Source organism: Candidatus Burkholderia verschuerenii (genome assembly GCF_001189365.1).
In the GTDB taxonomy this organism is placed as follows: Bacteria; Pseudomonadota; Gammaproteobacteria; order Burkholderiales; family Burkholderiaceae; genus Caballeronia; species Caballeronia verschuerenii.
In genome coordinates this window covers 1-23,392 of the sequence record NZ_LFJJ01000015.1, presented here as the reverse complement: position 1 = coordinate 23,392, position 23,392 = coordinate 1, and the positions used below count along the sequence as shown (strand labels likewise).

Below are 23,392 nucleotides of genomic sequence, written 5' to 3'. Positions count from 1 at the left end.
TCGAACAGGTTTCCCGCTATTCTACCTTGCCGGTTTTCAAAATAGTCTCGGCCAAGGCAGTCATTCCGAGGCAAAATCGAGATCTTTGACGCCTGTTGGTGGGACAGCGTACACGCTGCCGCCTTGAACCAAAAGGTCAGTTACCTTAACACAGGTCATTCCGGCGCCATGACCCTGGCGTGATTGTTTGACAGCATTTGAGCCGCTTCGCTTCAACTCGTTCCCTCTTTACGATTCCATCCGCCGATGCCGCCTTCCGTATTCATCGTTTCCGACGGTACCGGGATCACTGCCGAAACCTTCGCGCATTCGATCCTCGCCCAGTTCGACCAGAAATTCCGGCTCGTGCACGTGCCCTTCGTCGATTCGATCGACAAGGCCTATGCGACCGTGCAGAAGATCAACGAAGCCGTCGCGCTCGACGGGCGCAGGCCGATCGTGTTCACCACGCTGGTCGATAGCGCCTCGAACGAAGTCGTCAAGGGATGCAACGCGCTGGTGCTGGACATGTTCCAGACCTTTATCGAGCCGCTGGAACACGAACTCGAAATCAAGTCGACGCACGCAATGGGCCGCGTCCACCAGAACGCGGACACCGAGGAATACAAGAACCGTATCGAGGCGATCAACTTCTCGCTCGCGCACGACGACGGCCAGTCGAACCGCAATCTCGCCGAAGCCGATGTGATTCTGGTCGGCGTATCGCGCAGCGGCAAGACGCCGACGAGCCTTTATCTTGCCATGCAGTACGGCGTGAAGGCGGCGAACTATCCGCTGATTCCGGAAGACTTCGAACGCGGCAAGTTGCCCACGCCGCTGCTCGAACATCGCACGAAGATGTTCGGGTTGTCGATCGATCCGCAACGTCTGGCCGAGATTCGCAACGAGCGCCGGCCGGGCAGCAAGTACGCGGCGATCGAAAACTGCCGCTTCGAGATCAACGAAGCCGAATCGATGATGAAGCGCGAAGGCATCAAGTGGCTGTCGTCGACGCACAAGTCGATCGAGGAAATCGCCACGACGATCCTGCAGGAAATCAAGCCAGAACGCCCGTCCCACTATTGAGCGTTCACTAGCGCTGCTGGCGGCACTGCTCGAACAGACAGATCGCCGCCGCAGCCGCCACGTTCAGCGATTCCATGCCGCCCGGTTGAGGAATCGTCACGCGATGCGTCACGGCATCGCGCCAGATTTGCGACACGCCCGCGCCTTCGTTGCCGAACACCCACGCGAGCGCGCCCGACAGATCGCAATCGTAGATCGCGGTGGCGCCATGCGAATCGGTGATGGTGACCGGCGCATCGAGACGCGCGATCAAACCGTCCGGCTCAACATCCTCGAAGATATCCAGCAGAAAATGCGCGCCCATGCCCGAGCGCAGCACCTTCGACGACCACGCGTAAGCCGTGCCCGGCGCGCAGAACACATGCTTGATGCCCGCCGCCGCGCTGCGCAGAATCGAGCCGACGTTGCCCGCGTCCTGAATGCCGTCGAGAATCACGCAGGTGTCGGTCACGCGTTCGGGCATCGCGGCGTCGATTTTCTCGACCAGCAACAACATGCCGACGCCGTGCACGACGCTCGATAGCTGACCGAACAAGGCATCGGGCAGCACGATCACACGTTTTTCCTCGATGCGGGCGACGATCTCGCGTGCTTCGTCGTGAGCGAGCGCGCCTTCGGGACGACGCAGCTTTCCGGCTAGCCCGCCGTATCGAGATAAGCGGAGGCGAGATGCAGGCCTTCGAGCAATGCGTGCCCGCTGCGACGCTGCTGCGCCGTCGAACCGGCGAGCGCCTTCAGGCGTTTGTAGAGCGGGTTGTCCCGCGAAGTGATGGATTTCACGTTGAGATGAATGACAGACGCGGAACGCCGCTCAGAACGCGAGCGCGTCCGAGTCGCCTTCGAGGTCGGCGCTGACTTCGAGCACTTCCGGCGCGATTTCCGGCAACACCGAACCCAGGCGCGCATGCGCCTCGCGTACCGGCGCAAACGAACGCCGATGATGCACGCACGGCCCATGTTCGCGCAGCGCCTTCAGATGCTGCGGCGTGCCGTAGCCCGAATGCACGTCGAAGCCGTACATCGGAAAGGTTTGATGGAGGTCGACCAGCATGCGATCGCGCGTGACTTTCGCGAGAATCGACGCCGCCGAAATCTGCTTGATCAGCGCATCGCCGCCGATGACCGCTTCCGAGCGGATCGACAGCACCGGGCAGCGGTTGCCGTCGACCTTGACAAGCGTCGGCATGACGGACAGGCTTTCCACGGCGCGCTTCATCGCGAGCATGCTGGCGTGCAGGATGTTGATGGTGTCGATTTCCTCGACGCTCGCCGACGCGATGCAAAACGCCAGCGCGCGATCGACGATCTTCTCGTACAACTCCTCGCGCCGCTTGGCCGAGAGCGCCTTGGAATCGTCCAGTCCGTTGATGCGCGGCTTCGCCGGATCGAAGATCACGGCGGCGGCCACGACCGGTCCGGCGAGCGGCCCGCGCCCTGCTTCGTCGACGCCGCAAATCACGTCCAACGGCGAACTGAAGTCGAGTCCGCCCTGCGTCGAATTGGCTTTGGCAGCACGCGCCATTATCGCGGTCTCCGCGTTTCCAGCACCCGCGCGACGGCTTCCGCCGCCTTCTGCGACGTATTCTGCCGCAGCGCGATATGCATGTCGGTGAAGATTTCCGTCAGGGTACGGCGGTTGGCGTCGTCGTTCAACTGTTTCAGCGTGGCGTCGGCAAGCGCCTCGGGCGTCGCGAAGTGCTGGAGGATTTCCGGTACCACGAAGCGGCCCGCGAGAATGTTGGGCAGACCCACGTACGGCAGATAGCCTTGCCGGCGCATGATCTGACCCGTCAGCCAGGGTACCTTGTACGAGATGACCATCGGCTTCTTGAGCAGCGCGGCTTCCAGCGTGACCGTGCCGCTTTTCACGAGGATCGCGTCGGCGGCGGTCATCGCGGCTTGCGCGCGGCCATCGGTGATCGTCAGCGACAGATGCGGATGCGCGTCCATCAGCGGCTGCAACAATTCGCGCAGCGCGGGATTGGCGGCAGGCATCAGAAAGCGCACGCCGGGTTCGCGGAGTTGCATCAACTCCATCGCGTCGAAAAACGTCGGGCCGATCAGTTCGATTTCCGATCGACGGCTGCCCGGCAGCACGGTGATCACCGGCCCGCCTTCCGCGATACCCAGTTCGCGCCGCGCGCCCGCGACATCCGGCTCCAGCGGAATTTCATCGGCCAGCGGATGGCCGACGTAGCTCGACGCCACGCCCGCCTTGTCCAGAATCGCGGTCTCGAACGGGAACACGCAGAGCATGTGATCCACGGCCTTGGCGATCTTCTTGATGCGCCCGCCGCGCCACGCCCAGATCGACGGACACACGAAATGCACGGTCGGAATGCCGGCTTCGCGCAACGGCTGCTCGAGCCCGAAATTGAAATCGGGCGCGTCGACGCCGACGAACACCGACGGCAGTTCCGCAAGCAGTTGCCGCTTGATCTCGTTGCGGATGCCGAGAATCTCGGGGATATGCTTCAGCGCTTCGACGTAGCCGCGCACGGTGAGCTTGTCCATCGGCCAGTGCGCTTCGAAGCCGACCGCCTTCATGCGCGGCCCACCAATGCCGCTATAACGCGTGCCATCGGGCAGGACCCGGCGAAGGCCGTCGAGCAGCGACGCCGCGAGCAGGTCGCCAGAAGGCTCGCCGGCGACCATTGCGACGCGCGGCGGAGAAATGATCTGCGTCATCGGGCGGCGTGATTAGCGGATGATGCCGCGCTGCGAGGTGGCGATGAAATCGAGGAAGTCCTTGACGGGCGCGTCGCCCTCGCCGCCGGCCGCGCCGAGATCGGCGAGTTGCAGCTTGGCTTCTTCGAGCGACAAACCGCTCTTGTACACGATGCGATACGCCTGACGCAGCGCCGAGATGGCATCCGGCGTAAAGCCGCGCCGACGCAGTCCTTCGACGTTGATGCCGTGCGGCTCGGCCTTGTTGCCCGCCGCGATGACGAATGGCGGCACGTCCTGCACCAGCGCCGATGCGCCGCCCAGCATGGAATGCGCGCCGATCCGCACGAACTGATGCACGCCGGACATGCCGCCGACGATCGCGTGATCGCCGACGATGACATGGCCCGCCAGTTGCGCGTTGCTCGACATGATCACGTTGTTGCCGAGCCGGCAATCGTGGCCGACGTGCACGTACGCCATGATCCAGCAGTCGCTGCCGATCGACGTCACGCCCTGATCCTGCGTCGTGCCGGTATGCAGCGTGGTGAATTCGCGGATTGTGTTGCGGTCGCCGATTTCGAGCCGCGTGGGCTCGTCCCTGTACTTCATGTCCTGCGGACGTCCGCCGATCGACGCGTAATGGCCGATGCGGTTCTTGCGTCCGATGGTCGTGTGACCTTCGATCACGCTATGCGACCCGACCGTCGTGCCCGCGCCGATGACGACGTGCGCACCGACGATCGCGTACGGCCCGATCTCGACGGATTCGTCGAGTTGCGCGCCCGCTTCGATGATCGCGGTAGGGTGAATCTTGCTCATGCTGCCTCGCCTATGCTGTTCGTGCTGCTCGTATCCAGGAACGCAAAACGCTCGAGTCAGACTCAGGCGTCGGTGTTCTTCACGGTACACATGAGCTCGGCTTCGGCGGCCAGCGCGCCATCCACTTCGGCACGCGCCTTGAACTTCCAGATGCCTCGCATGTACCGCTCGAACGTGACGTTGAGCACCAGCTGATCGCCCGGTTCCACGACCCGCTTGAAGCGCGCGCCGTCGATGCCGACGAAGTAATACAGCGTCTTCTCCGGATCGTGCGGCTCTTCGGCGAAGGTCAGCAGCGCCGCGGTCTGCGCGAGCGCTTCCAGAATGAGCACGCCCGGCATCACCGGCCGCGTCGGGAAATGGCCCTGAAAATACGGCTCGTTGATCGTCACGTTCTTGATCGCTTTGATGCTCTTGTGCGGCTCAAGTTCGAGCACGCGGTCCACGAGCAGGATCGGATAGCGATGCGGCAGCAGCGTGAGGATCTTGTGAATGTCGAGATTGATTTTTTCTGTGCTCATGGTCATTCTGCTCGCGCGCGTGTCATGCGCGGAAATTTGACTGCGGACGCGGCCCGATGGCGCACGTCCGCGTGGGATACCTTGTCTGCGTCTCTGCTCTGGCGGCTCGGGCCGGTCCGCTCTTGCTTGCTGCTGTGATGCGTGTCTGCGTGCTCAGGCTTTGTCCGGCGCGTCGCCGTCGCGCTCGGCAAGCGCCGTTTCCAGCGCCTTGATGCGGTCGCGAAGCTTGTCGAGATTGCGCACCACGGCGGCGCTCTTGTTCCAGTCCGCGTGCGGCACGGCCGGAAACGCGCTGGTGTACATGCCCGCCTTCGTGAGCGATTTCGACACGCCTGACTGCGCCGTGACGATCACGTAATCCGCCAGCGTCACGTGTCCCGCGATACCGACCGCGCCGCCGATCATGCAGTGCTTGCCGATCGTCGTGCTGCCCGCGATGCCCGCGCACCCGGCGATGACCGTGTACGCGCCGATGCGGCAGTTATGGCCGATCTGCACGAGATTATCGATCTTCACGCTGTGCTCGATGACGGTATCCGCCATCGCGCCGCGATCGATTGTGGTGTTGGCGCCGATTTCGACGTCGTCGGCGATATCGACCGCGCCGACCTGCGGAATCTTCACCCAGGTGCCAGTGCGCGAATCGCCTTCGCCCACGAAATCCGGCGCGAATCCGAAACCGTCCGCGCCGATCACCGCGCCCGCGTGAACGATTACACGCGCGCCCAGCTTGCAGCCGTGATAGACCGTGACGTTCGGATACAGATGCACGTCGTCGCCCAGCGTCACGCCGCGTCCGACCACGATGCCCGCGTCCAGCTTCACGCGCTCGCCGACCACCGCGCCCGCTTCCACCGTGACGTGCGGCCCGATGACGGCGCTCGCCGCGACCTTGGCCGCCGGATCGACATACGCGCCTGGATGCACGCCCGGCACCGCCTTCGGCGCGGCCAGGTCGATGAACGCCTGCGCCACGCGCGCGAAATAAGCGTAAGGATTCGGCGTGACGATGAAATTACCGCCGTCGCGCTTGCTGAGTTTTTCGATATCCGCGGGCGAGATCAGGACCGCGCCGGCGGCCGTGGTCTCCACCTGCGGCAGATACTTCTGATTCGCGAGAAATGCGAGTTGCGCGGGCCCCGCCTTGTCGAGCGGCGCCAGCCCACCGACGCGATGCGCGCCATCGCCGACCACTTCGCCGCCGAAGCGCTTCACCAGTTCGTCGAGCGTGATCGCCATGCCTGCTGCCATGCGTATGCTGCTCCTGGTCAGTTCTGGCTCGTGCCGCTTGCGCCGCCCGGCGACGCGGCGGCGAGCGCCTTCAGCACCTGATCGGTGATATCGATGCGCGGGCTCACGTACACCGCTTCCTGCACAATCAGATCGTAATGCTGCTGTTCCGCAATCTGCTTGATGACCTTGTTCGCCCGGTCCAACACCGCCGCGAGTTCCTCGTTGCGGCGCTGATTCAGGTCTTCGCGGAATTCGCGCTGCTTGCGCTGGAAATCCGCGTCAAGCTGGGCGAGGTCGCGCTGACGCGCCGCGCGATCGGTCGGCGCCATGCTCGCGCCGTTCTTGTCGATGTTGTCCGACATCGCCTTTAGACGCTGCGCCATGTCCTGCAAGGCCTTGTCGCGCTTGGAGAATTCCTGCTCGAGCTTGGACTGTGCCGCCTTGGCCGCCGAAGACTCGCGCAGGATGCGGTCCGAATTGACCGCCGCGATGCGCGCTTCCTGAGCGCTCGCGCTCGCCGCCGCGCCCAGGCCGAGAAACATCGATAACGCAAGCGCCATGTGTTTCGAAAGCTTACCGGTTCGCAAAGTGTTCCTCACAGTACGTCGAAATGATGGAAGTCCGCACGTTGGGCCGGGGCGTCAGAACGCCGTACCGATCTGGAACTGGAACTTCTGATACTGGTCGCCTTCATGCTTCTGCAGCGGGAAACCCAGGCTCAGCTTGAGCGGGCCGATCGGCGAAATCCACGCGAGACCCAGACCGTAGCCGTAACGCAGGCCGTTCGCACCCGAACTCGTGCCGCCCTGATTCGGGTCGCCCCAGACGTTACCGGCATCGAGGAAGGTGAAGACGCGCAGCGTGCGGTCGTACCCCGTGCCCGGCAGCGGGAACGTCAGTTCGATATTACCCACCGCCATGCGCGAGCCGCCGATCGGGTCGTTGGTCTTCGCGTCGCGCGGACCCAGCGAACTCGGCGAGTAGCCGCGCACCGAACCGATACCGCCCGCGTAGTAGTTCTTGAAGATCGGGTACGTCTGGCCGTCGAGACCCTTGCCGTAGCCGCCCTGCAAGTTGAAGCCGAGCACGAAGCCGCGCGCGAACGAGTAGTAATACTGGAACTGCGCGTCGAACTTGGCGTAGGTCGTATTACCGATCGGCGTGCCGTATTCCGCGTTCGACTGGATGTAGTAACCGCGGCTCGGCACCAGCGCGCTGTCGCGATTGTCGCGCGACCAGCCCACCGTCAGCGGATAGTTGTTCACCACGCGGCCGAATTCGTTCACGTAGTTGATGTACGACTGCGGCGTGGCCGAATCGACGTCCATCGTGTTCTGTTCGGCGCCGACGCCGAAGAACACCGTGTCCTGCTCCGAGAACGGGATACCGAACTTGGTGTCCGCGCCCATCGTGACGATCTTGAAGCTCGAATCCGTCGAGTAGTACAGCGGCTGATACGTGCGGTAGTACGCGTCGGTAATGCGCTTGATACCGTCGATGGTGAAGTACGGATCGACCTGCGTGACCGTCAGCGTGCGGTACGTCTTGGCGGTGTTGATGTTCACCGACAGACTCGTGCCCGAACCGAACACGTTGTCCTGCGACACGCCCGCCGACAGCACGACCTTGTCCGTCGACGAGAAGCCCGCGCCCAGCGTGATCGCGCCGGTCGGCTTTTCGGCGACCTTCACGTCCACGTCGACCTGGTCGGCGGTGCCTTCGACCGGCACGGTCGTGACATCGACGTCCGTGAAATAGCCGAGACGATTGATACGGTCCTTCGACAGCGCCAAACGGCTCGAATCGAACCACGAGCTTTCGAGCTGACGCATTTCGCGGCGCACCACTTCATCACGCGTACGCGTATTGCCGACGATATTCACGCGGCGCACATACACGCGGCGGCTCGGATCGACCTGCAGCGTCAACGCGACGGTGTGATGAACCTGATCGATTTCCGGCTGCGCATTGACCTGCGCGAACGCGTAGCCGTATTCGCCGAGCTTGTCGACGATGGCCTTGGTGGTGGCCTGCAGCTTCTCGGCCGAGAACAGCTGGCCTTCCTTCACCGTGATGAGCTTCTTGAGCTCCGTCTCGCGATCCAGCAGATTGCCCGCGAGCTTCACGCTGCTGACCTTGTACGGCTCGCCTTCGTGCACGGCGATGGTCAGGTACATATCCTTCTTGTCCGGCGAAATCGACACCTGCGTGGAGTCGATGCTGAACTCGAGGTAACCGTGATTCAGATAGTACGAGCGGACATTTTCGAGGTCGCCCGTGAGCTTTTCCTTCGCGTAGAGGTCGCTCTTCGTGTACCAGGAGAACCAGTTCGGCGTGGACAACTGCATTTCGCCGAGCAGCGTGCTCGAGCTGAACACCTTGTTGCCGACGAAGTTGATCTGGCGAATCTTCGCGCTCGGGCCTTCCGCCACGGTGAACAGAATGGCGACGCGATTGCGGTCCACCGGCGTCACGGTCGTGGTGACTTCGGCCGCGTAGAACCCGCGCGTCAGATATTGGCGCTTGAGCTCCTGCTCCGCGCGATCGAGCAGCGCCTTGTCGTACGAGCGGCCTTGCGACAGACCGACCGAACGCAGCGCCTTGCCGATGGTGTCCTTGTCGAACTCGTGCAGACCGGCGAAATCGATATTCGAAATAGCGGGACGTTCCTGCACCTGCACGATCACGACGTTGCCTTCCGTCGCGATCTGGACGTCGTTGAAGAAGCCGGTTGCGTAGAGCGCGCGGATCGCTTCGGAGGCCTTGTCGTCGCTGAACGTATCGCCTTGCTTGATCGGCAGATACGCGAACACGGAGCCCGGTTCGATGCGTTGAAGCCCTTCGATCCGGATATCCTGCACGACGAACGGCGTGGTGGCGTGTGCCGCCATGCCCGTTGCGGCGAGCGCCGCGGCCACGGCCGTCTTAGGAACAAAGCGATGAGGTTTGAACAACGTGCTTCCCCAGTATGTAAAGCTGCATTCGTTCCGGCGGCCGCCCCATGACATACACCATGAGCGACGCCAGAATTTGTCAACGTGGATCAAAAACGGATCAGGCGAGCGAAGTCGTTGAACAGGGCGATCATCGATAACGAGACGATGCAGACCAGACCCGCCCGTTGCAGAACCAGCTGCCAGCGATCGGACACCGCTTTGCCGGTTACGGCCTCAACCAAATAATATAACAGATGACCACCGTCCAATACCGGAATCGGTAACAAGTTCAACACGCCGAGACTGATACTGACGAGCGCCAGAAAGGAAATGAAAGCGGTCGGACCGAGCCGCGCGCTCTTGCCCGCGTAATCGGCGATCGTGACCGGACCGGAGAGATTCTTGAGCGACGCCTCGCCGGTGATCATGCGGCCGAACATGCGCAGCGAATACGTGCTGATGTCCCAGGTGCGATTCACGCCCAGCCGCAGGCTTTCGAACGGGCCGTAGCGAACGTCGACGGTCGGCAGCTGATTCGCCAGCGCCGCACCGATCCGGCCGATATCCTTGCCGCTCGACGCATCGCGCTTGAGTTCGGGCGTGATCGTGATGGCGTCGCTCTTGCCGCCGCGCTCGACCGTCAGCGTGACCGGCTTGCCGCCGTGGCCCTTCACGTAGTCGATGAAACTCGTCGCGTTGTCGACCGGACGGCCGTCGATCGCGCGCAGCTTGTCGCCGGCCGCGAGCCCGCCTTTCTGCGCGGCGCTGCCCGCCTCGATACCCGCCACCGTCAGCGTGCCGCCGCCCGGCGTAAAGCCGAGCTTGTCCATGAAATCCTGTTCGGCGTCGGCATCGGTGATGCCCGCGACGTTCACCGGAAAGTCATACGCGCCGTCGTGCGTCTTCGCCGTCAGCACGACCTGGCGATGATCGAACGACGCATCGAGCAGTTTCCAGCGCAGATCGGACCACGAACGGATCGCGTGCGATTCGCCGCCGGAGGCATCGCGCATCGACAGAATCTGTTCGCCGCCTTCGAAGCCCGCCCGCGCCGCCGCGGTATCCGGCGCGGGCGCGGAGACGATGGCCGCCGGCTCGGTCACGCCGCCCGCGAACACCGCCGAAAACAGCGCGATCGCCAGCAGAAAGTTGGCGATCGGCCCGGCCGCGACGATCGCGATGCGCTTGAATACCGACTGCCGGTTGAAGGCGCGCGGCAGGTCCTCGGAGGGAATGCCGTCCTCGGATTCGCGCTCGTCGAGCATCTTCACGTAACCGCCGAGCGGCAGCGAAGCGATCGTCCATTCGACGCCCGTCTTCTTGCTCGTCCATTGCACGAGCGGCTTGCCGAAGCCGACGGAAAAACGCAGCACCTTCACGCCGCACATTCGCGCGACGCTGTAATGACCGAATTCATGCACGACGACGAGCACGCCAATCGCAACGACGAAGGCAACGATTTCGGTCAGAAAGTTCATGACGGCCTCGATGGGCTATGAATGGGCTATGGGTTGGACGCTCGGCGCGCTCGCGGTCAGCCCGGCGACGATACCGGTTGCAAGACGACGCGCGTTCGAATCGGCGGCGAGCACGTCTTCGAGCGTGCCGGCGCCGGTGTTCGGCAGGGCGTTCAGCACGCGATCCACGACTTCGCCGATCGCCATGAAGCCGATGCGGCGTTCGAGGAACGCCTCCACCGCGATCTCATTCGCCGCATTGAGCGCCGCGCTCGCGATGCCGCCCGCCTCCAGCGCCTGAATGGCCAGCGCGAGACACGGAAAGCGCTCGAAATCGGGCTTTTCGAACGTCAGTTGTGCGATCTGCGCGAGATCGAGTTGCGCGACGCCCGAATCGACGCGATCCGGAAACGCCAGCGCGTGCGCGATCGGCGTACGCATGTCGGGATTGCCGAGCTGCGCGAGCACCGAGCCGTCGGCGTACGACACCATCGAATGAATCACGCTCTGCGGATGAATCAGCACCTCGATGCGCGAGCCCGGCAGATCGAACAGCCAGTGCGCTTCGATCACTTCGAGGCCCTTGTTCATCATGGTCGCGGAATCGATGGAAATCTTGCGGCCCATCGCCCAGTTCGGATGCTTGCAGGCTTCGTCCGGCGTGACATCGACGAGCGTCGACGGCTCGCGCGTGCGGAACGGGCCGCCGGATGCCGTCAGAATGATCTTCGACACGCCGCCGTGCAGTTTCGCTTCCTTGTCCGCGCAAGGCGGCAGGCACTGGAACACCGCGTTGTGTTCGCTGTCGACCGGCAACAGGATGGCGCCATGGTCGCGCACCGCGTCCATGAAGATCTGGCCGGACATCACCAGCGCTTCCTTGTTCGCGAGCAAAATGCGCTTGCCGGCGCGCGCGGCGGCAAGCGTAGGCGCGAGACCCGCCGCGCCGACAATGGCCGCGACCACCGTATCGCACTGCGACGCCCGCGCGACGTCGACCAGCGCGTCGGGCCCGTGCGTCACCTCGGTCTTGCAGCCTTGCGCACGCAGCGCCGACGCGACGCGTTCGGCCGTTTGCACATCGCCGACGACGGCGATTTCCGATTGGAACCGCAGGCATTGCGCGACCAGCTTGTCGCCGTTGCGATGCGCGGTAAGCGCATAAACCGAAAACCGGTCCGGATGCCGCGCCACGACGTCGAGCGTGCTATCGCCGATCGAGCCCGTGGAGCCGAGCAAAGTAAGACGTTTTTGCATAAATTCTTCTCTGGCCGATTTAGCCGAGCAGCAGCAAGGCGATCGGCAATACAGGCAACAATGCGTCGATGCGATCGAGCACGCCGCCGTGTCCGGGCAGCAGACCGCTCGAATCCTTGAGGCCCACCTGGCGCTTCAGAAGCGACTCGAACAGGTCGCCGACGACGCTGAATACGACCAGCACGGTCAGCGCGACAAAAGCGCGATCCCAGCCGAGATGCCCGACGAACGCCGTGAACACGGTGGGCGCATAAAAACCGGTGGAGGCGGCGAGCGCGCCGATCACGATGACGGCGAGCCAGCCTCCGAGCGCGCCTTCCCAGGTCTTGCCCGGGCTGATCGACGGAGCGAGCTTGTGGCGGCCGAGCGCTTTTCCGGCGAAGTATGCGCCTATATCAGCCAGCCAGACTACTAGCAGAAGCGATAGCACGAAAGCCACGCCGCGCGCGCGGGCATCCACGACCGCATGCCAGCACGCCAGAAACACGATGATGCCCGCAAACAGCAGAAACGCGCGCCACGCGCCGGCCGACAACGTAGGTTTGCACAGCAGCGCGTACGGCCCGGCCAGCACCCAGAAAATCGCCGCCATCTGATACAGCGGACGCGATTCGATGCCGAGAAACCCACTGAGGATCAGCGCGACGCCCGCGACCAGCGCATACGCGACCGGCCCTGCTCCGTTGAGCTTGAGCAGCCGCCCCCATTCCCAGGCGGCGAACACCACGACGAAACCGATCAGCGCTCCGAACGCTCCGATCGGCGCGAACAGCGTGACCGGGACGAGTACTGCCAGCAGGACGATTGCCGTGATGACACGGGTTCTTAGCATGAAAGGGTGTCGGCCTTCTGCGATTGGGAGGCGAGTTGCGCGCTGGTGCGCCCGAAACGGCGCTCACGGCCGCCATACGACGCGATCGCGCGATCGAGTTCCGCGGCGTCGAAGTCCGGCCAGTAAGCGGGAGTGAAATAGAACTCGGTGTACGCGAGCTGCCACAGCAGGAAGTTGCTGATGCGCTGCTCGCCGCCGGTACGGATAAAAAGATCCGGCTCCGGGGCGTAGGCCATGCACAGATGCTCGGCGAAGGACTTGTCGTCCACGCGCGCCGGCACGCCCTTTTCGAGCGACTCGGCGATCAGCTTCTTGGTCGCCTGCATGATGTCCCAGCGCCCGCCGTAGTTGGCGGCGATGGTAAGCGTCAGACGCGTGTTGCGCGCGGTCTTGGTCTCGGCGCGGTTGATGGCCGCGCGAATCTTGTCGTCGAACATGGCGATGTCGCCAACCACGCGCAGACGGATGCCGTTGGCGTGCAGCTTGCCGACTTCGCGCTCGAGCGCGGTGACGAACAGCCGCATCAGGAAGGAGACTTCCTCGTGCGGACGACGCCAGTTTTCGGAACTGAACGCGAAAAGCGTGACGAATTCGACGCCACGCCGAGCGCAGCTTTCGACGGTCGCGCGGACCGCGTCGACGCCGCGCGTGTGACCGGCGACGCGCGGCAGGCGCCGCTCGGTCGCCCAACGGCCGTTGCCATCCATGATGATCGCGACGTGACGCGGGACGGCTGCGATATCGGGCACGGTAACGGTGGAGCTGGTATAGGTCATGGCCGCTGAATCTTGTAATCGGGAGGATGTGAGAGCCAGCCGACTGTATAGAAACGCGGCTGGCGGAACCGTCTCAACGGCCTCACACCGTCATGATTTCGGCTTCTTTGGTCTGCACGAGCTTGTCGATTTCGGCGACGAACTTGTCCGTCAGCTTCTGGACTTCGTCGCTCGAACGACGCTCGTCGTCTTCCGAGATTTCCTTGTCCTTGACGAGCTTCTTGAGCGCATCGTTGGCGTCGCGGCGCAGATTGCGCACGGCGACCTTGGCGGTTTCGCCCTCGCCCTTGACGACCTTCGTCAGTTCGCGGCGGCGTTCTTCCGTCAGCGCGGGCATCGGCACGCGGATCAGATCGCCCTGCGTCGCCGGATTCAGACCGAGGTCCGATTCGCGGATCGCCTTCTCGATGACGGCGACCATCTTCTTTTCCCACGGCTGCACGTCGATCGTGCGCGCATCGACGAGCGTCATGTTCGCGACTTGCGAGATGGGCACGTTCGAGCCGTAGTAGTCGACCTGGATGTGATCGAGCAGGCCCGTGTGGGCGCGGCCCGTGCGAATCTTGGCGAGATCGGCCTTGAATGCTTCGATCGACCGTTGCATCTTCTGGTCGACGCCCTTTTTAATGTCAGCCACACTCATTTGAACCTCCAAAACCTGAGTTTTACTTGCGATAACGACGCGTTCCGCGCATGCCCTTGGCCAAAGCCGGCCCCATTCGGGCCGGCCACGCGCCGCCTGATACCGCGAGAGTTTACACGTGGACGAGCGTACCTTCGTCGTCGCCCTGCACGATACGCTTGAGCGCACCGGCCTTGTTGATCGAGAACACACGAATCGGCAGTTTCTGATCGCGGCACAGCGCAAAGGCCGTCGCGTCCATCACCTGCAGATTCTTGCCGATCGCTTCGTCGAAGCTGATCGTGGTGTAACGCGTCGCGTTCGGGTCCTTCTTCGGGTCGGCGGAGTATACGCCATCGACCTTGGTCGCTTTCAATACCACTTCGGCGCCGACTTCCGAGCCGCGCAAGGCGGCTGCCGTATCCGTCGTGAAGAACGGGTTGCCCGTACCGGCCGCGAAAATCACGACGCGGCCTTCTTCCAGTTGACGGATGGCGCGCGGGCGAATGTACGGCTCGACCACTTGATCCATGCGCAGCGCCGACTGCACGCGTGCTTCGATGCCCGCGTGACGCATGGCGTCCTGCAGCGCGAGCGCGTTCATCATCGTGGCGAGCATGCCCATGTAGTCGGCGGTCGCGCGATCCATGCCGGCCGCGCCGCCCGCGACGCCGCGGAAGATATTGCCGCCGCCGATCACGACGGCCATCTGCGTTCCGAGGCGCACCACTTCCGCGATATCCGCCACCATCCTTTCGATTGTTGCTCGATTGATGCCGAACGCATCGTCGCCCATGAGGGCTTCACCGGAGAGTTTGAGGAGTACGCGTTTGTAGGCTGTGGGCATATGAGGTTCCGATCGCGCCGAGGAGGGTTGCAACAACGTAGAACTGTAGGGGTGAAACATTATTTACTGCAAGCGCACCGCATCGGGCGGCGGGCGCGGCAGCGTCGGGTTAACCCTCGATCTGTCGCGCCCGCTGTGCCTGGCGAAGCCGTTTGCGTCATGCGCGCGGCGGAGGAGATCCGCCGCGAGTACTTCGGTCCTGCGAGCGCGGGCGCTGCGTCATGTCAGCACACGCGCCTTAAGGCTGGCTTAGCGCTGCAATTACGACTGCTTGGCCGCAGCGACTTGCGCCGCCACTTCTGCCGCGAAGTCGTCCTGACGCTTCTCGATGCCCTCGCCCACCACGAACATGGCGAACTTCTGCACCGATGCGCCGGCAGCCTTGAGCATCTGCTCGATGGTCTGCTTGTCGTTCTTCACGAACGGTTGGTTCAGCAGCGACACTTCCTTCAGGAACTTCTGAACCGAACCGTCGACCATCTTCGCGACGATTTCAGCCGGCTTGCCCGATTCGGCGGCCTTCTGCTCGGCGATGCTGCGTTCCTTGGCGATCAGGTCGGCCGGCACGTCGTCGCTCGACAGCGAGACCGGCTTCATTGCTGCGATGTGCATCGCCACGTCCTTGCCGACTTGCTCGTCCGAGCCGCTGTAGTCGACCAGCACGCCGATACGCGTGCCGTGCAGGTACGACGCGACCTTGTTGGCCGACTCGAAACGCACGAAACGGCGGATCGACAGGTTTTCACCGATCTTGCCGACCAGCGCCAGACGCACGGCGTCGACCGTCGAGCTTTCCAGCGGCAGCGCCGACAGCGCGGCGACATCGGCCGGGTTGTGCTTGGCAACCAGTTCGGCGATGGTCTTGCCGAATGCCAGGAATTCGTCGTTCTTGGCCACGAAGTCGGTTTCGCAGTTCAGTTCGACCAGCGCGCCCACGGCGCATTCGACGTGCGACGTCACGATGCCTTCAGCCGTCACGCGCGATGCTGCCTTGCTCGCCTTGTTGCCGAGCTTCACGCGCAGCAGTTCTTCCGCGCGCGCCATGTCGCCGTCGGCTTCCGTCAGCGCCTTCTTGCATTCCATCATCGGCGCATCGGTCTTCGCGCGCAGTTCTGCCACCATGCTTGCGGTAATTGCCGCCATCATTTGCTCCTTGAGTCTGTTTGATACGTGCCGCCGGCATGTTGAACCACGCCCGCGACAGAAAAATGGATCACGCCGTTTCGCCGACTAAAAAAAAGGGCCCTTCGCAAAGCCCCCTTTTTTGTCGGCCGCAGACTCGATTACGCCTCTGCGTTGACCTCGACGAACTCGTCGCCTTCGCCGCTGCGAACGGCTTGAACCACGTCGTTCACTGCGTTGGCACGGCCTTCGAGGATCGCGTCGGCCACGCCTTCGGCGTACAGCGACACGGCCTTCGACGCGTCGTCGTTACCCGGGATGACGTAGTCGATGCCTTCCGGCGAGTGGTTCGTGTCGACCACGGCGATGACCGGAATGCCCAGCTTCTTGGCTTCGGCCACAGCAATCTTGTGGTAGCCGACGTCGATGACGAACATCGCGTCCGGAATGCCGCCCATATCCTTCACGCCGCCGATCGACTTTTGCAGCTTGACCATTTCGCGTTCGAACAGAAGCGCTTCCTTCTTGCTCATGCGCTCGGTTTTACCCGATTCTAGCGCCGCTTCCATGTCCTTCAGGCGCTTGATCGACACCTTCAGCGTCTTGAAGTTGGTCATCATGCCGCCGAGCCAGCGGGCGTTGACGTAAGGCATGCCGGCGCGCGCTGCTTCCTGAGCGATGGTGTCGCGCGACTGGCGCTTTGTGCCGACGAAAAGGATCGTGCCGCGATTCGCTGCCAACTGGCGCACGTACTTCAGCGCGTCGTTGTAGAGCGGCAGGGTCTTTTCGAGGTTGATGATGTGAATCTTGTTGCGATGACCGAAGATGTACGGGGCCATCTTGGGGTTCCAGAAGCGCGTTTGGTGACCGAAGTGGACACCGGCTTCCAGCATTTGACGCATCGTGACTGCCATGAAATTCTCTGCGAGGGTTGGGTCTTAAGCCGGCTGCCGCATCCCGCATTGAGCGCGAGACACCCTGGGTGCTGCCGGCTTGAGTTTCGATTGCTTCTTTCAGTTACTTGCGAACGGGTGATCACACCCTAATTCGCGCGACTTCATTCGCGCGACTTCACTTCCTAAGCCCGATCCGCTCTGTATTCGCTCTGTATTGATTGTCCGACGAAATCGTGACGACAGTGTACCACTGTACAGTGTGGAATAGGACTTAGTCTATGAGTATAGCATGTGAGGATTAACCGGCTCAAGCTGCCCGTATGCGCCCGAAAACGGGCTTTCGCCGGCGGCGGCACGGCCACGAGCCCGAGAATCCCGCTGCGGCCCCTTTCCTAAGGTGCGATAATGCGCAATTCGCGGCTCACTGCCGCACACACGCATTTTCGAGCACAGTCATGTCTATTACGCTGAAAAACGACCACGATATTACGCAGATGCGCGTCGCTTGCCGGCTCGCCAGCGAAGTGCTCGATTTCATCACGCCGCATATCGCGCCTGGCGTGACGACCGAAGCGCTCGACCGGCTCTGTCACGAATTCATGGTGAAGGAACAGGGAACGGTTCCCGCACCGCTCAATTATCAGCCGCCGGGCTACCCGCCTTATCCGAAGGCCACCTGCATTTCCGTCAACGACGTGATCTGCCACGGCATTCCCGGCGAAAAGGTGCTCAAAAACGGCGATGCGCTGAATATCGATATCACCGTGATCAAGCACGGTTATTTCGGCGATACGAGCCGCATGTTTATCGTGGGCGAAGGATCGATTCTGGCCAAGCGCCTCGTGCAGACGACCTTCGACTGCATGTGGCTCGGCATCGATCAGGTGCGCCCGGGCGCGCATCTCGGCGATATCGGCGCGGCGATTCAGAAGCATGCCGAATCGCAAGGCTACAGCGTCGTGCGCGAATATTGCGGCCACGGTATCGGGCAGGTGTTCCACGAGGAGCCGCAAGTACTGCATTACGGCCGTCCGGGCACGGGCATCGAATTGCAGGCGGGCATGATTTTCACCGTCGAGCCGATGATCAACGCCGGCCGCCGCGAAATCCGCACCATGCCCGATCAATGGACCGTCAAGACACGCGATCGCAGCCTGTCGGCGCAGTGGGAACATACCGTGCTCGTCACACCGACGGGCTATGAAGTGCTGACCGTCTCCGCCGGCACGCAAGCGCCGTCGCAATTGATAGCGGCCACGGCCTGATCGTCGCGTTCGTCTCCGGCGTGCGGCCCGATGGCCGGGCGCCGCTCCTTTTCCTCGCCTTCGCCTTCCACTTTTCGATCTCATGAGCGTCACCGTCGCCGTCGCCACGCCCGTCGAATCGCTGCGCAACGTCTACAAGGCGGAGAAAGCCGCGTTGATCGAACGTTTCCAGACGGCGTCGAACGTCGAGCCGCTGATGCGCGCCCTCGCCCTCGCCACCGACGACGCCCTCAAGGGAGCGTGGGCCGCGTGCGAGATGCCGGAAGACGCCGCGCTGGTCGCGGTCGGCGGTTACGGGCGCGGCGAGCTTGCGCCCTATTCCGACGTCGACATCCTCGTGCTGCTGCCCGATTCCGCGCCCGCCGACGATGCCGAACTGAACGGCCGCATCGAGCGTTTTATCGGCATGGCGTGGGATCTGGGGCTGGATATCGGCAGCAGCGTGCGCTCGGTCGAGCAATGCATCGGCGAGGCAGCGAATGACATTACCGTGCAGACGTCGCTGCTGAAAGCGCGGCGCATTTGCGGCGACATGCGTCTGTTCGAGCGCTTCTCCGCGCGATACAACGAGACGCTCGATCCGCGCGCGTTCTTCCAGGCGAAAGTGCTGGAAATGCGTCAGCGTCACGCGAAATTTCAGGACACGCCGTATAGCCTGGAGCCGAACGTCAAGGAAAGTCCGGGCGGTCTGCGCGATCTGCAACTCATCTTGTGGATCACGCGCGCGGCCGGTTTCGGCAGCACCTGGCGCGAACTGGATACGCGCGGCCTGATCACTGAACGCGAAGCGCGCGAACTGCGCCGCAACGAAGCCTTTCTGAAGACGCTGCGCGCGCGCCTGCATGTGATCGCCAAGCGTCGGCAGGACATTCTCGTCTTCGATCTGCAGACGCCGCTCGCGGAAAGTTTCGGCTTCAAGGCGACCGCCGCCAAGCGCGCCAGCGAGCAGCTGATGCGCCGCTATTACTGGGCCGCCAAGGCCGTCACGCAGCTCGCGACGATCCTGATTCAGAACACGGAAGCACAGCTTTTCCCGTCGACGAGCGGCATCACACGCGTGATCAACGGGCGCTTCGTCGAGAAGCAAGGGATGCTGGAAATCGCCCGCGACGATGTGTTCGAACGCGAGCCGCACGCCATCCTCGAAGCCTTTTTGCTGTACGAACAGACGCGCGGCATCAAGGGTTTTTCGGCGCGCACGCTGCGAGCGATCTACAACGCGCGCGACCTGATGGACCGCAATTGGCGGCGCGATCCGGAAAACCGCCGGCTCTTCATGGAGATTCTGAAGCAACCCGAAGGCATCACGCACGCGTTCCGCTTGATGAACCAGACGAGCGTGCTCGGGCGTTATCTGCTGAATTTCCGGCGTATCGTCGGGCAGATGCAGCATGACCTGTATCACGTCTATACGGTCGATCAGCACATCTTGATGGTGCTGCGCAATCTGCGCCGTTTCGCCATCGCCGAACACGCGCACGAGTATCCGTTCTGCAGCCAGTTGATCGGCAACTTCGATCGCCGCTGGGTGCTGTACGTGGCGGCGCTGTTTCACGATATCGCCAAGGGACGCGGCGGCGATCACTCGACGCTCGGCATGGCCGATGCGCGCCGCTTCTGCCGCGAGCACGACATCGCCACGGAAGACAGCGATCTCGTGGTTTGGCTCGTCGAGCAGCATCTGACGATGAGTCATGTCGCGCAGAAACAGGACACGAGCGATCCCGAAGTCATCAAGCATTTCGCGTCGATCGTAAAGACGGAGCGGCGGCTGACGGCGCTGTATCTGCTGACCATCGCGGATATTCGCGGCACCAGTCCGAAGGTCTGGAACAACTGGAAAGGCAAGCTGCTCGAGGATCTGTATCGGGCGACGCTCGCCGTGCTCGGCGGCGCGCGGCCCGACGCGCATTCGGAACTGAAGTCGCGGCAGGAAGCGGCGATCGCGCTGCTGCGGCTGGAGACGGTGCCGGAAAACGCGCAGCAGAAGCTGTGGCACGAGCTCGACGTCGGCTACTTCCTGCGTCACGATCCCGCCGATATCGCCTGGCAGACGCGCGTGCTGTATCGCCACGTCGAAAGCGATACGCCGATCGTGCGGGCGCGGCCTTCGCCGATCGGCGCGGCGCTGCAGGTGCTGGTCTACGTGAAGGATCGTCCGGATCTGTTCGCCGGCATCTGCGCTTATTTCGACAAGAGCGGCCTGTCGGTGCTCGATGCGCGCGTGACGACGACGCGTCACGGCTACGCGCTCGATAACTTCCTCGTGGCTCATCCGGATCACGACGGCAGTTATCGCGATATCGCCAATCTCGTCGAACAGCAACTGAGTTCGCTGCTGACGGCCGACAGCTTGCTGCCGGAGCCGTCGAAGGGTCGCGTATCGCGGCTCGTGCGGACTTTTCCGGTCACGCCTCGGGTGGATTTGCGTCCCGACGAACGTGGCCAGTATTACATCCTGTCCGTGTCGGCGAACGACCGGCAGGGCCTTCTTTATTCCATCGCGCGCGTGCTCGCGCAACACCGGATCGGCGTGCAGGCGGCGCGCATCAACACGCTCGGCGAACGCGTCGAGGACGTGTTCCTGCTCGACGGCAAGAGTTTGTCGTCCAACCGCACCCAGATCCAGGTCGAAACCGAACTGCTGCGCGCGATCGCAGCCTGAGAATTTATGCGCGTCAAACTGACAGCCAAACATCCGCGTCCGACTTCGGCGACGCGTTCGCCGGTGCGTACCGGCAGTTCCACCGGGCGCAAGCCTGTGCGTGCGGAAGCGCCGCCGGAGCGGTCCGAACGTTCCGAACGGCCGCAAGGCGGCGGTGGGAAGCCGTTTAAGGCACGTGAAGGTGAAGCGCGTGGTGAGTTTGGTGGGCGTGGCGGCGATGAGCGGCGGCCGTTTAAGGCGCGTGAAGGCGATTCGCGTGGCGGTTTCGGCGCACGCGGCGAACGCGGCGGCGATGAGCGACGCCCGTTCAAGCCGCGTGAAGGCGATTCGCGTGGTGGTTTCGGCGCGCGCGGCGAACGCGGCGGCGATGAGCGACGCTCCTTCTCTCGCAGCGACGATTCGCGCGGGAGTTTCGGTGCCCGAAGCGAACGCGGCAGCGATGAACGACGCCCGTTCAAGCCGCGTGAAGGTGATTCACGCGGCAGCTTTGGCGCGCGCAACGAACGAGGCAGTGATGAGCGACGCTCTTTCTCCCGCAGCGACGATTCGCGCGGGAGTTTCGGTGCCCGAAGCGAACGCGGCGGCGATGAGCGGCGCTCGTTCAAGCCTCGCGAGGGCGACTCGCGCGGCGGCTTTGGTGCACGCAGCGAACGCGGCGGCGATGAGCGGCGGCCGTGGCGGCGACGAACGTCGCCCGTTCAAGTCGCGTGAAGGTAATTCGCGCGGAGGGTTTGGCGCACGCAGCGAACGTGGCGGCGACGAACGTCGCCCGTTCAAGCCGCGTGAAGGTGATTCGCGCGGAGGATTTGACGGACGCAACGAACGCGGCGGTGATGAGCGACGCTCTTTCTCTCGCAGCGACGACTCGCGCGGTAACTTCAGCGCACGCAACGAACGCAACACCGACGACCGTCGCCCCTTCCAACGCGACGACCGCGCAACCGCCGCAAAGCGCCCCACCCAGGAACCACGCGCCCACGTAGACAAGCCGACCAAAACCGACCGCCCGCACGCCCATCACGCGCACAAGGACGGCCTCGTTCGCCTGTCGAAGGTCATGTCCGACTCGGCCTTTGCTCGCGCCGCGAAGCCGACGAGTGGATCGAAAAAGGCTGGGTGCTGGTCGACGGCGAGGTGATCGACACGCTCGGCATGCGCATCGATCCGAAAGCGGACATCCAGATTCTGCCCGCCGCGCATTCGGCGCAGGCGCGCCTCGTCACGATCCTGCTGCACAAGCCGATCGGCTATGTTTCCGGACAGGCCGAGGACGGCTACGAACCCGCCGTCACGCTGATCAATCCGGCGAATCAGTGGAGCGAGGACCGCTCGGGCATCCGTTTCGCGCCGGGTCATCTGCGCTCGATCGCGCCCGCCGGACGACTCGACATCGATTCGACCGGTCTGTTCGTGCTGACGCAGGACGGCCGCATCGCCAAGCAACTGATCGGCGGTCATTCCGATGTCGACAAGGAGTACCTCGTGCGCGTGCGCCTCGGCGAGCACACGACCGACGTCGACCGCCAGTTGGCGCCGGAAAAGCTCGCGCTGCTGCGTCACGGCCTCGAACTCGACGGCGTGCCGCTCAAGACCGCGCAGGTCAGCTGGCAAAACGGCGAACAGCTTTGCTTCGTCTTGCGCGAAGGCAAAAAACGTCAGATTCGTCGGATGTGCGAACTGGTCGGGCTCGATGTCGTCGGACTCAAGCGCATCCGCATGAGTCACGTCACGCTCGGCGATCTTCCGCCGGGCCAGTGGCGTTATCTCGGACACGACGAAACCTTCTGACGCGGCCGGAGCGACGGCCTGACGCCCGAACGTTCGGGCCGAACGCTGCTCGCCCGACGTGCTGCGTCGCGGAAAAATGACTGTATAACGTTTCAGACTGGCGCGATCGCGGTTCGGATCGCGCCATTTTATTTTGGCCGCTTTTTGGTTAAAGAGAATGAGCCATCGGACCGTTAATCAGGTAAGCGCGCGGATGATCCGAATTCCGCCGCGCCGCGAATCAGCGGTCACACGCATTGAACGGCATCAGGAGAAACGCCATGTCAGTTGAGATCATCGTTCGTGAAACGGGAACCGGTCTTGAGATCGTGAGCGGCCGACGACGGCTCGAAACCCTCCTCGCATTGCGCGACGAAGTCGTCGTGATGAGCCCCGGCGTCGGCGAAATGGTGATTGCGCGCCTGCCGGACGGCCGTCTCCAGGCATCGGCAAATCCTGAACATGTCGCGCTGTTCCGTCAGCCGGATATCAGCGGCAACCCGAAGTCGTTCGCGTAATCGGCATAGGGGCGGCCAGCAAGCTGGCCGGTCCCCTGCCACACCACCCGGCGTGCGGGTCCGCACCGGGCGGTTCGGGAAGTTGAGGTTATGTGAGGCGAGGCATGCCAAGACGATCGAAGTA

At 63.1% G+C, this 23,392-nt stretch carries 19 protein-coding genes and 2 pseudogenes; 5 read left to right on the top strand and 16 right to left on the bottom strand.

What is annotated here, in order from left to right; genetic code table 11:
- The first annotated feature begins 246 nt into the window (after window positions 1-246).
- Window positions 247-1,065 carry a posphoenolpyruvate synthetase regulatory kinase/phosphorylase PpsR gene (gene ppsR, locus BVER_RS05350; RefSeq protein ID WP_050452400.1) on the top strand — a complete coding sequence of 273 codons (819 nt, stop codon included), beginning with the start codon at window positions 247-249 and terminating at the stop codon, window positions 1,063-1,065.
- 7 nt (window positions 1,066-1,072) lie between these two features.
- Here ppsR and BVER_RS05345 read toward each other — a convergent pair.
- The 16 genes and pseudogenes from BVER_RS05345 to rpsB form a co-directional block, all read right to left on the bottom strand.
- Window positions 1,073-1,845 (bottom strand): annotated as a pseudogene (locus BVER_RS05345) (TrmH family RNA methyltransferase).
- A gap of 31 nt (window positions 1,846-1,876) precedes the next feature.
- Window positions 1,877-2,587 carry a ribonuclease HII gene (gene rnhB / locus BVER_RS05340; protein WP_050452399.1) on the bottom strand — a complete coding sequence of 237 codons (711 nt, stop codon included), beginning with the start codon at window positions 2,585-2,587 and terminating at the stop codon, window positions 1,877-1,879.
- Window positions 2,587-3,753 (bottom strand): lipid-A-disaccharide synthase, encoded by a 1,167-nt coding sequence (gene lpxB, locus BVER_RS05335; protein ID WP_050452398.1) that lies wholly within the window; start codon window positions 3,751-3,753, stop codon window positions 2,587-2,589. Before lpxB ends, rnhB begins: the two co-directional genes overlap by 1 nt.
- A gap of 12 nt (window positions 3,754-3,765) precedes the next feature.
- Window positions 3,766-4,554, bottom strand: a complete 789-nt coding sequence (gene lpxA / locus BVER_RS05330; protein ID WP_050452397.1) for an acyl-ACP--UDP-N-acetylglucosamine O-acyltransferase — start codon at window positions 4,552-4,554, stop codon at window positions 3,766-3,768.
- A 62-nt stretch (window positions 4,555-4,616) separates the two neighbouring features.
- The gene (gene fabZ, locus BVER_RS05325) at window positions 4,617-5,075 is read right to left on the bottom strand and encodes a 3-hydroxyacyl-ACP dehydratase FabZ (RefSeq protein WP_050452423.1); all 459 of its coding nucleotides are present in this window, start codon (window positions 5,073-5,075) and stop codon (window positions 4,617-4,619) included.
- Between the two features lie 153 nt (window positions 5,076-5,228).
- Entirely contained in the window at window positions 5,229-6,314 is a 1,086-nt protein-coding gene (lpxD, locus tag BVER_RS05320) for a UDP-3-O-(3-hydroxymyristoyl)glucosamine N-acyltransferase (RefSeq protein ID WP_050452396.1), read from the bottom strand.
- A 29-nt stretch (window positions 6,315-6,343) separates the two neighbouring features.
- Window positions 6,344-6,868 carry an OmpH/Skp family outer membrane protein gene (locus BVER_RS05315; protein ID WP_050452395.1) on the bottom strand — a complete coding sequence of 175 codons (525 nt, stop codon included), beginning with the start codon at window positions 6,866-6,868 and terminating at the stop codon, window positions 6,344-6,346.
- A gap of 81 nt (window positions 6,869-6,949) precedes the next feature.
- A complete protein-coding gene (bamA, locus tag BVER_RS05310; protein WP_050452394.1) occupies window positions 6,950-9,262 on the bottom strand; it encodes an outer membrane protein assembly factor BamA in 2,313 nt (770 codons plus the stop codon).
- 89 nt (window positions 9,263-9,351) lie between these two features.
- Entirely contained in the window at window positions 9,352-10,722 is a 1,371-nt protein-coding gene (gene rseP / locus BVER_RS05305; RefSeq protein WP_050452393.1) for an RIP metalloprotease RseP, read from the bottom strand.
- A gap of 15 nt (window positions 10,723-10,737) precedes the next feature.
- Window positions 10,738-11,958: a 1-deoxy-D-xylulose-5-phosphate reductoisomerase gene (locus tag BVER_RS05300; protein ID WP_050452392.1), complete on the bottom strand. Its 1,221-nt coding sequence runs from the start codon at window positions 11,956-11,958 to the stop codon at window positions 10,738-10,740.
- A gap of 19 nt (window positions 11,959-11,977) precedes the next feature.
- Window positions 11,978-12,790: a phosphatidate cytidylyltransferase gene (locus BVER_RS05295; protein WP_050452391.1), complete on the bottom strand. Its 813-nt coding sequence runs from the start codon at window positions 12,788-12,790 to the stop codon at window positions 11,978-11,980.
- Window positions 12,784-13,566 carry a polyprenyl diphosphate synthase gene (gene uppS / locus BVER_RS05290; RefSeq protein WP_050452390.1) on the bottom strand — a complete coding sequence of 261 codons (783 nt, stop codon included), beginning with the start codon at window positions 13,564-13,566 and terminating at the stop codon, window positions 12,784-12,786. The genes BVER_RS05295 and uppS overlap by 7 nt, the downstream gene beginning before the upstream one ends.
- 82 nt (window positions 13,567-13,648) lie before the next feature.
- Window positions 13,649-14,209, bottom strand: coding sequence for a ribosome recycling factor (gene frr / locus BVER_RS05285; protein WP_050452389.1), 561 nt, complete (start codon window positions 14,207-14,209; stop codon window positions 13,649-13,651).
- A 112-nt stretch (window positions 14,210-14,321) separates the two neighbouring features.
- Window positions 14,322-15,035: a UMP kinase gene (pyrH, locus tag BVER_RS05280; RefSeq protein ID WP_050452388.1), complete on the bottom strand. Its 714-nt coding sequence runs from the start codon at window positions 15,033-15,035 to the stop codon at window positions 14,322-14,324.
- A gap of 261 nt (window positions 15,036-15,296) precedes the next feature.
- Window positions 15,297-16,178, bottom strand: a complete 882-nt coding sequence (gene tsf, locus BVER_RS05275; RefSeq protein WP_050452422.1) for a translation elongation factor Ts — start codon at window positions 16,176-16,178, stop codon at window positions 15,297-15,299.
- A gap of 140 nt (window positions 16,179-16,318) precedes the next feature.
- Window positions 16,319-17,071: a 30S ribosomal protein S2 gene (gene rpsB, locus BVER_RS05270; RefSeq protein ID WP_050452387.1), complete on the bottom strand. Its 753-nt coding sequence runs from the start codon at window positions 17,069-17,071 to the stop codon at window positions 16,319-16,321.
- A 437-nt stretch (window positions 17,072-17,508) separates the two neighbouring features.
- On the opposite strand from rpsB, the gene map reads away from it, so the two are divergent.
- The 4 genes and pseudogenes from map (at window position 17,509) to BVER_RS31185 (ending at window position 23,268) form a co-directional block, all read left to right on the top strand.
- Window positions 17,509-18,318: a type I methionyl aminopeptidase gene (gene map / locus BVER_RS05265; RefSeq protein ID WP_050452386.1), complete on the top strand. Its 810-nt coding sequence runs from the start codon at window positions 17,509-17,511 to the stop codon at window positions 18,316-18,318.
- A gap of 82 nt (window positions 18,319-18,400) precedes the next feature.
- Window positions 18,401-20,983, top strand: coding sequence for a [protein-PII] uridylyltransferase (locus BVER_RS05260; RefSeq protein WP_050452385.1), 2,583 nt, complete (start codon window positions 18,401-18,403; stop codon window positions 20,981-20,983).
- Window positions 20,984-20,989: 6 nt separating this feature from the next.
- Window positions 20,990-22,771, top strand: a pseudogene (locus tag BVER_RS36435) (pseudouridine synthase).
- A gap of 260 nt (window positions 22,772-23,031) precedes the next feature.
- Window positions 23,032-23,268: a hypothetical protein gene (locus BVER_RS31185; protein WP_157055932.1), complete on the top strand. Its 237-nt coding sequence runs from the start codon at window positions 23,032-23,034 to the stop codon at window positions 23,266-23,268.
- Window positions 23,269-23,392 lie beyond the last annotated feature (124 nt).

Coding starts and splice junctions, on each gene's coding strand:
- ppsR (WP_050452400.1), top strand. CDS start 247: ATGCCGCCTTCCGTATTCATCGTTTCCGACGGTACCGGGATCACTGCC.
- rnhB (WP_050452399.1), bottom strand. CDS start 2,587: ATGGCGCGTGCTGCCAAAGCCAATTCGACGCAGGGCGGACTCGACTTC.
- lpxB (WP_050452398.1), bottom strand. CDS start 3,753: ATGACGCAGATCATTTCTCCGCCGCGCGTCGCAATGGTCGCCGGCGAG.
- lpxA (WP_050452397.1), bottom strand. CDS start 4,554: ATGAGCAAGATTCACCCTACCGCGATCATCGAAGCGGGCGCGCAACTC.
- fabZ (WP_050452423.1), bottom strand. CDS start 5,075: ATGAGCACAGAAAAAATCAATCTCGACATTCACAAGATCCTCACGCTG.
- lpxD (WP_050452396.1), bottom strand. CDS start 6,314: ATGGCGATCACGCTCGACGAACTGGTGAAGCGCTTCGGCGGCGAAGTG.
- BVER_RS05315 (WP_050452395.1), bottom strand. CDS start 6,868: ATGGCGCTTGCGTTATCGATGTTTCTCGGCCTGGGCGCGGCGGCGAGC.
- rseP (WP_050452393.1), bottom strand. CDS start 10,722: ATGAACTTTCTGACCGAAATCGTTGCCTTCGTCGTTGCGATTGGCGTG.
- BVER_RS05300 (WP_050452392.1), bottom strand. CDS start 11,958: ATGCAAAAACGTCTTACTTTGCTCGGCTCCACGGGCTCGATCGGCGAT.
- BVER_RS05295 (WP_050452391.1), bottom strand. CDS start 12,790: ATGCTAAGAACCCGTGTCATCACGGCAATCGTCCTGCTGGCAGTACTC.
- uppS (WP_050452390.1), bottom strand. CDS start 13,566: ATGACCTATACCAGCTCCACCGTTACCGTGCCCGATATCGCAGCCGTC.
- frr (WP_050452389.1), bottom strand. CDS start 14,209: ATGAGTGTGGCTGACATTAAAAAGGGCGTCGACCAGAAGATGCAACGG.
- pyrH (WP_050452388.1), bottom strand. CDS start 15,035: ATGCCCACAGCCTACAAACGCGTACTCCTCAAACTCTCCGGTGAAGCC.
- tsf (WP_050452422.1), bottom strand. CDS start 16,178: ATGGCGGCAATTACCGCAAGCATGGTGGCAGAACTGCGCGCGAAGACC.
- rpsB (WP_050452387.1), bottom strand. CDS start 17,071: ATGGCAGTCACGATGCGTCAAATGCTGGAAGCCGGTGTCCACTTCGGT.
- map (WP_050452386.1), top strand. CDS start 17,509: ATGTCTATTACGCTGAAAAACGACCACGATATTACGCAGATGCGCGTC.
- BVER_RS05260 (WP_050452385.1), top strand. CDS start 18,401: ATGAGCGTCACCGTCGCCGTCGCCACGCCCGTCGAATCGCTGCGCAAC.
- BVER_RS31185 (WP_157055932.1), top strand. CDS start 23,032: ATGTCAGTTGAGATCATCGTTCGTGAAACGGGAACCGGTCTTGAGATC.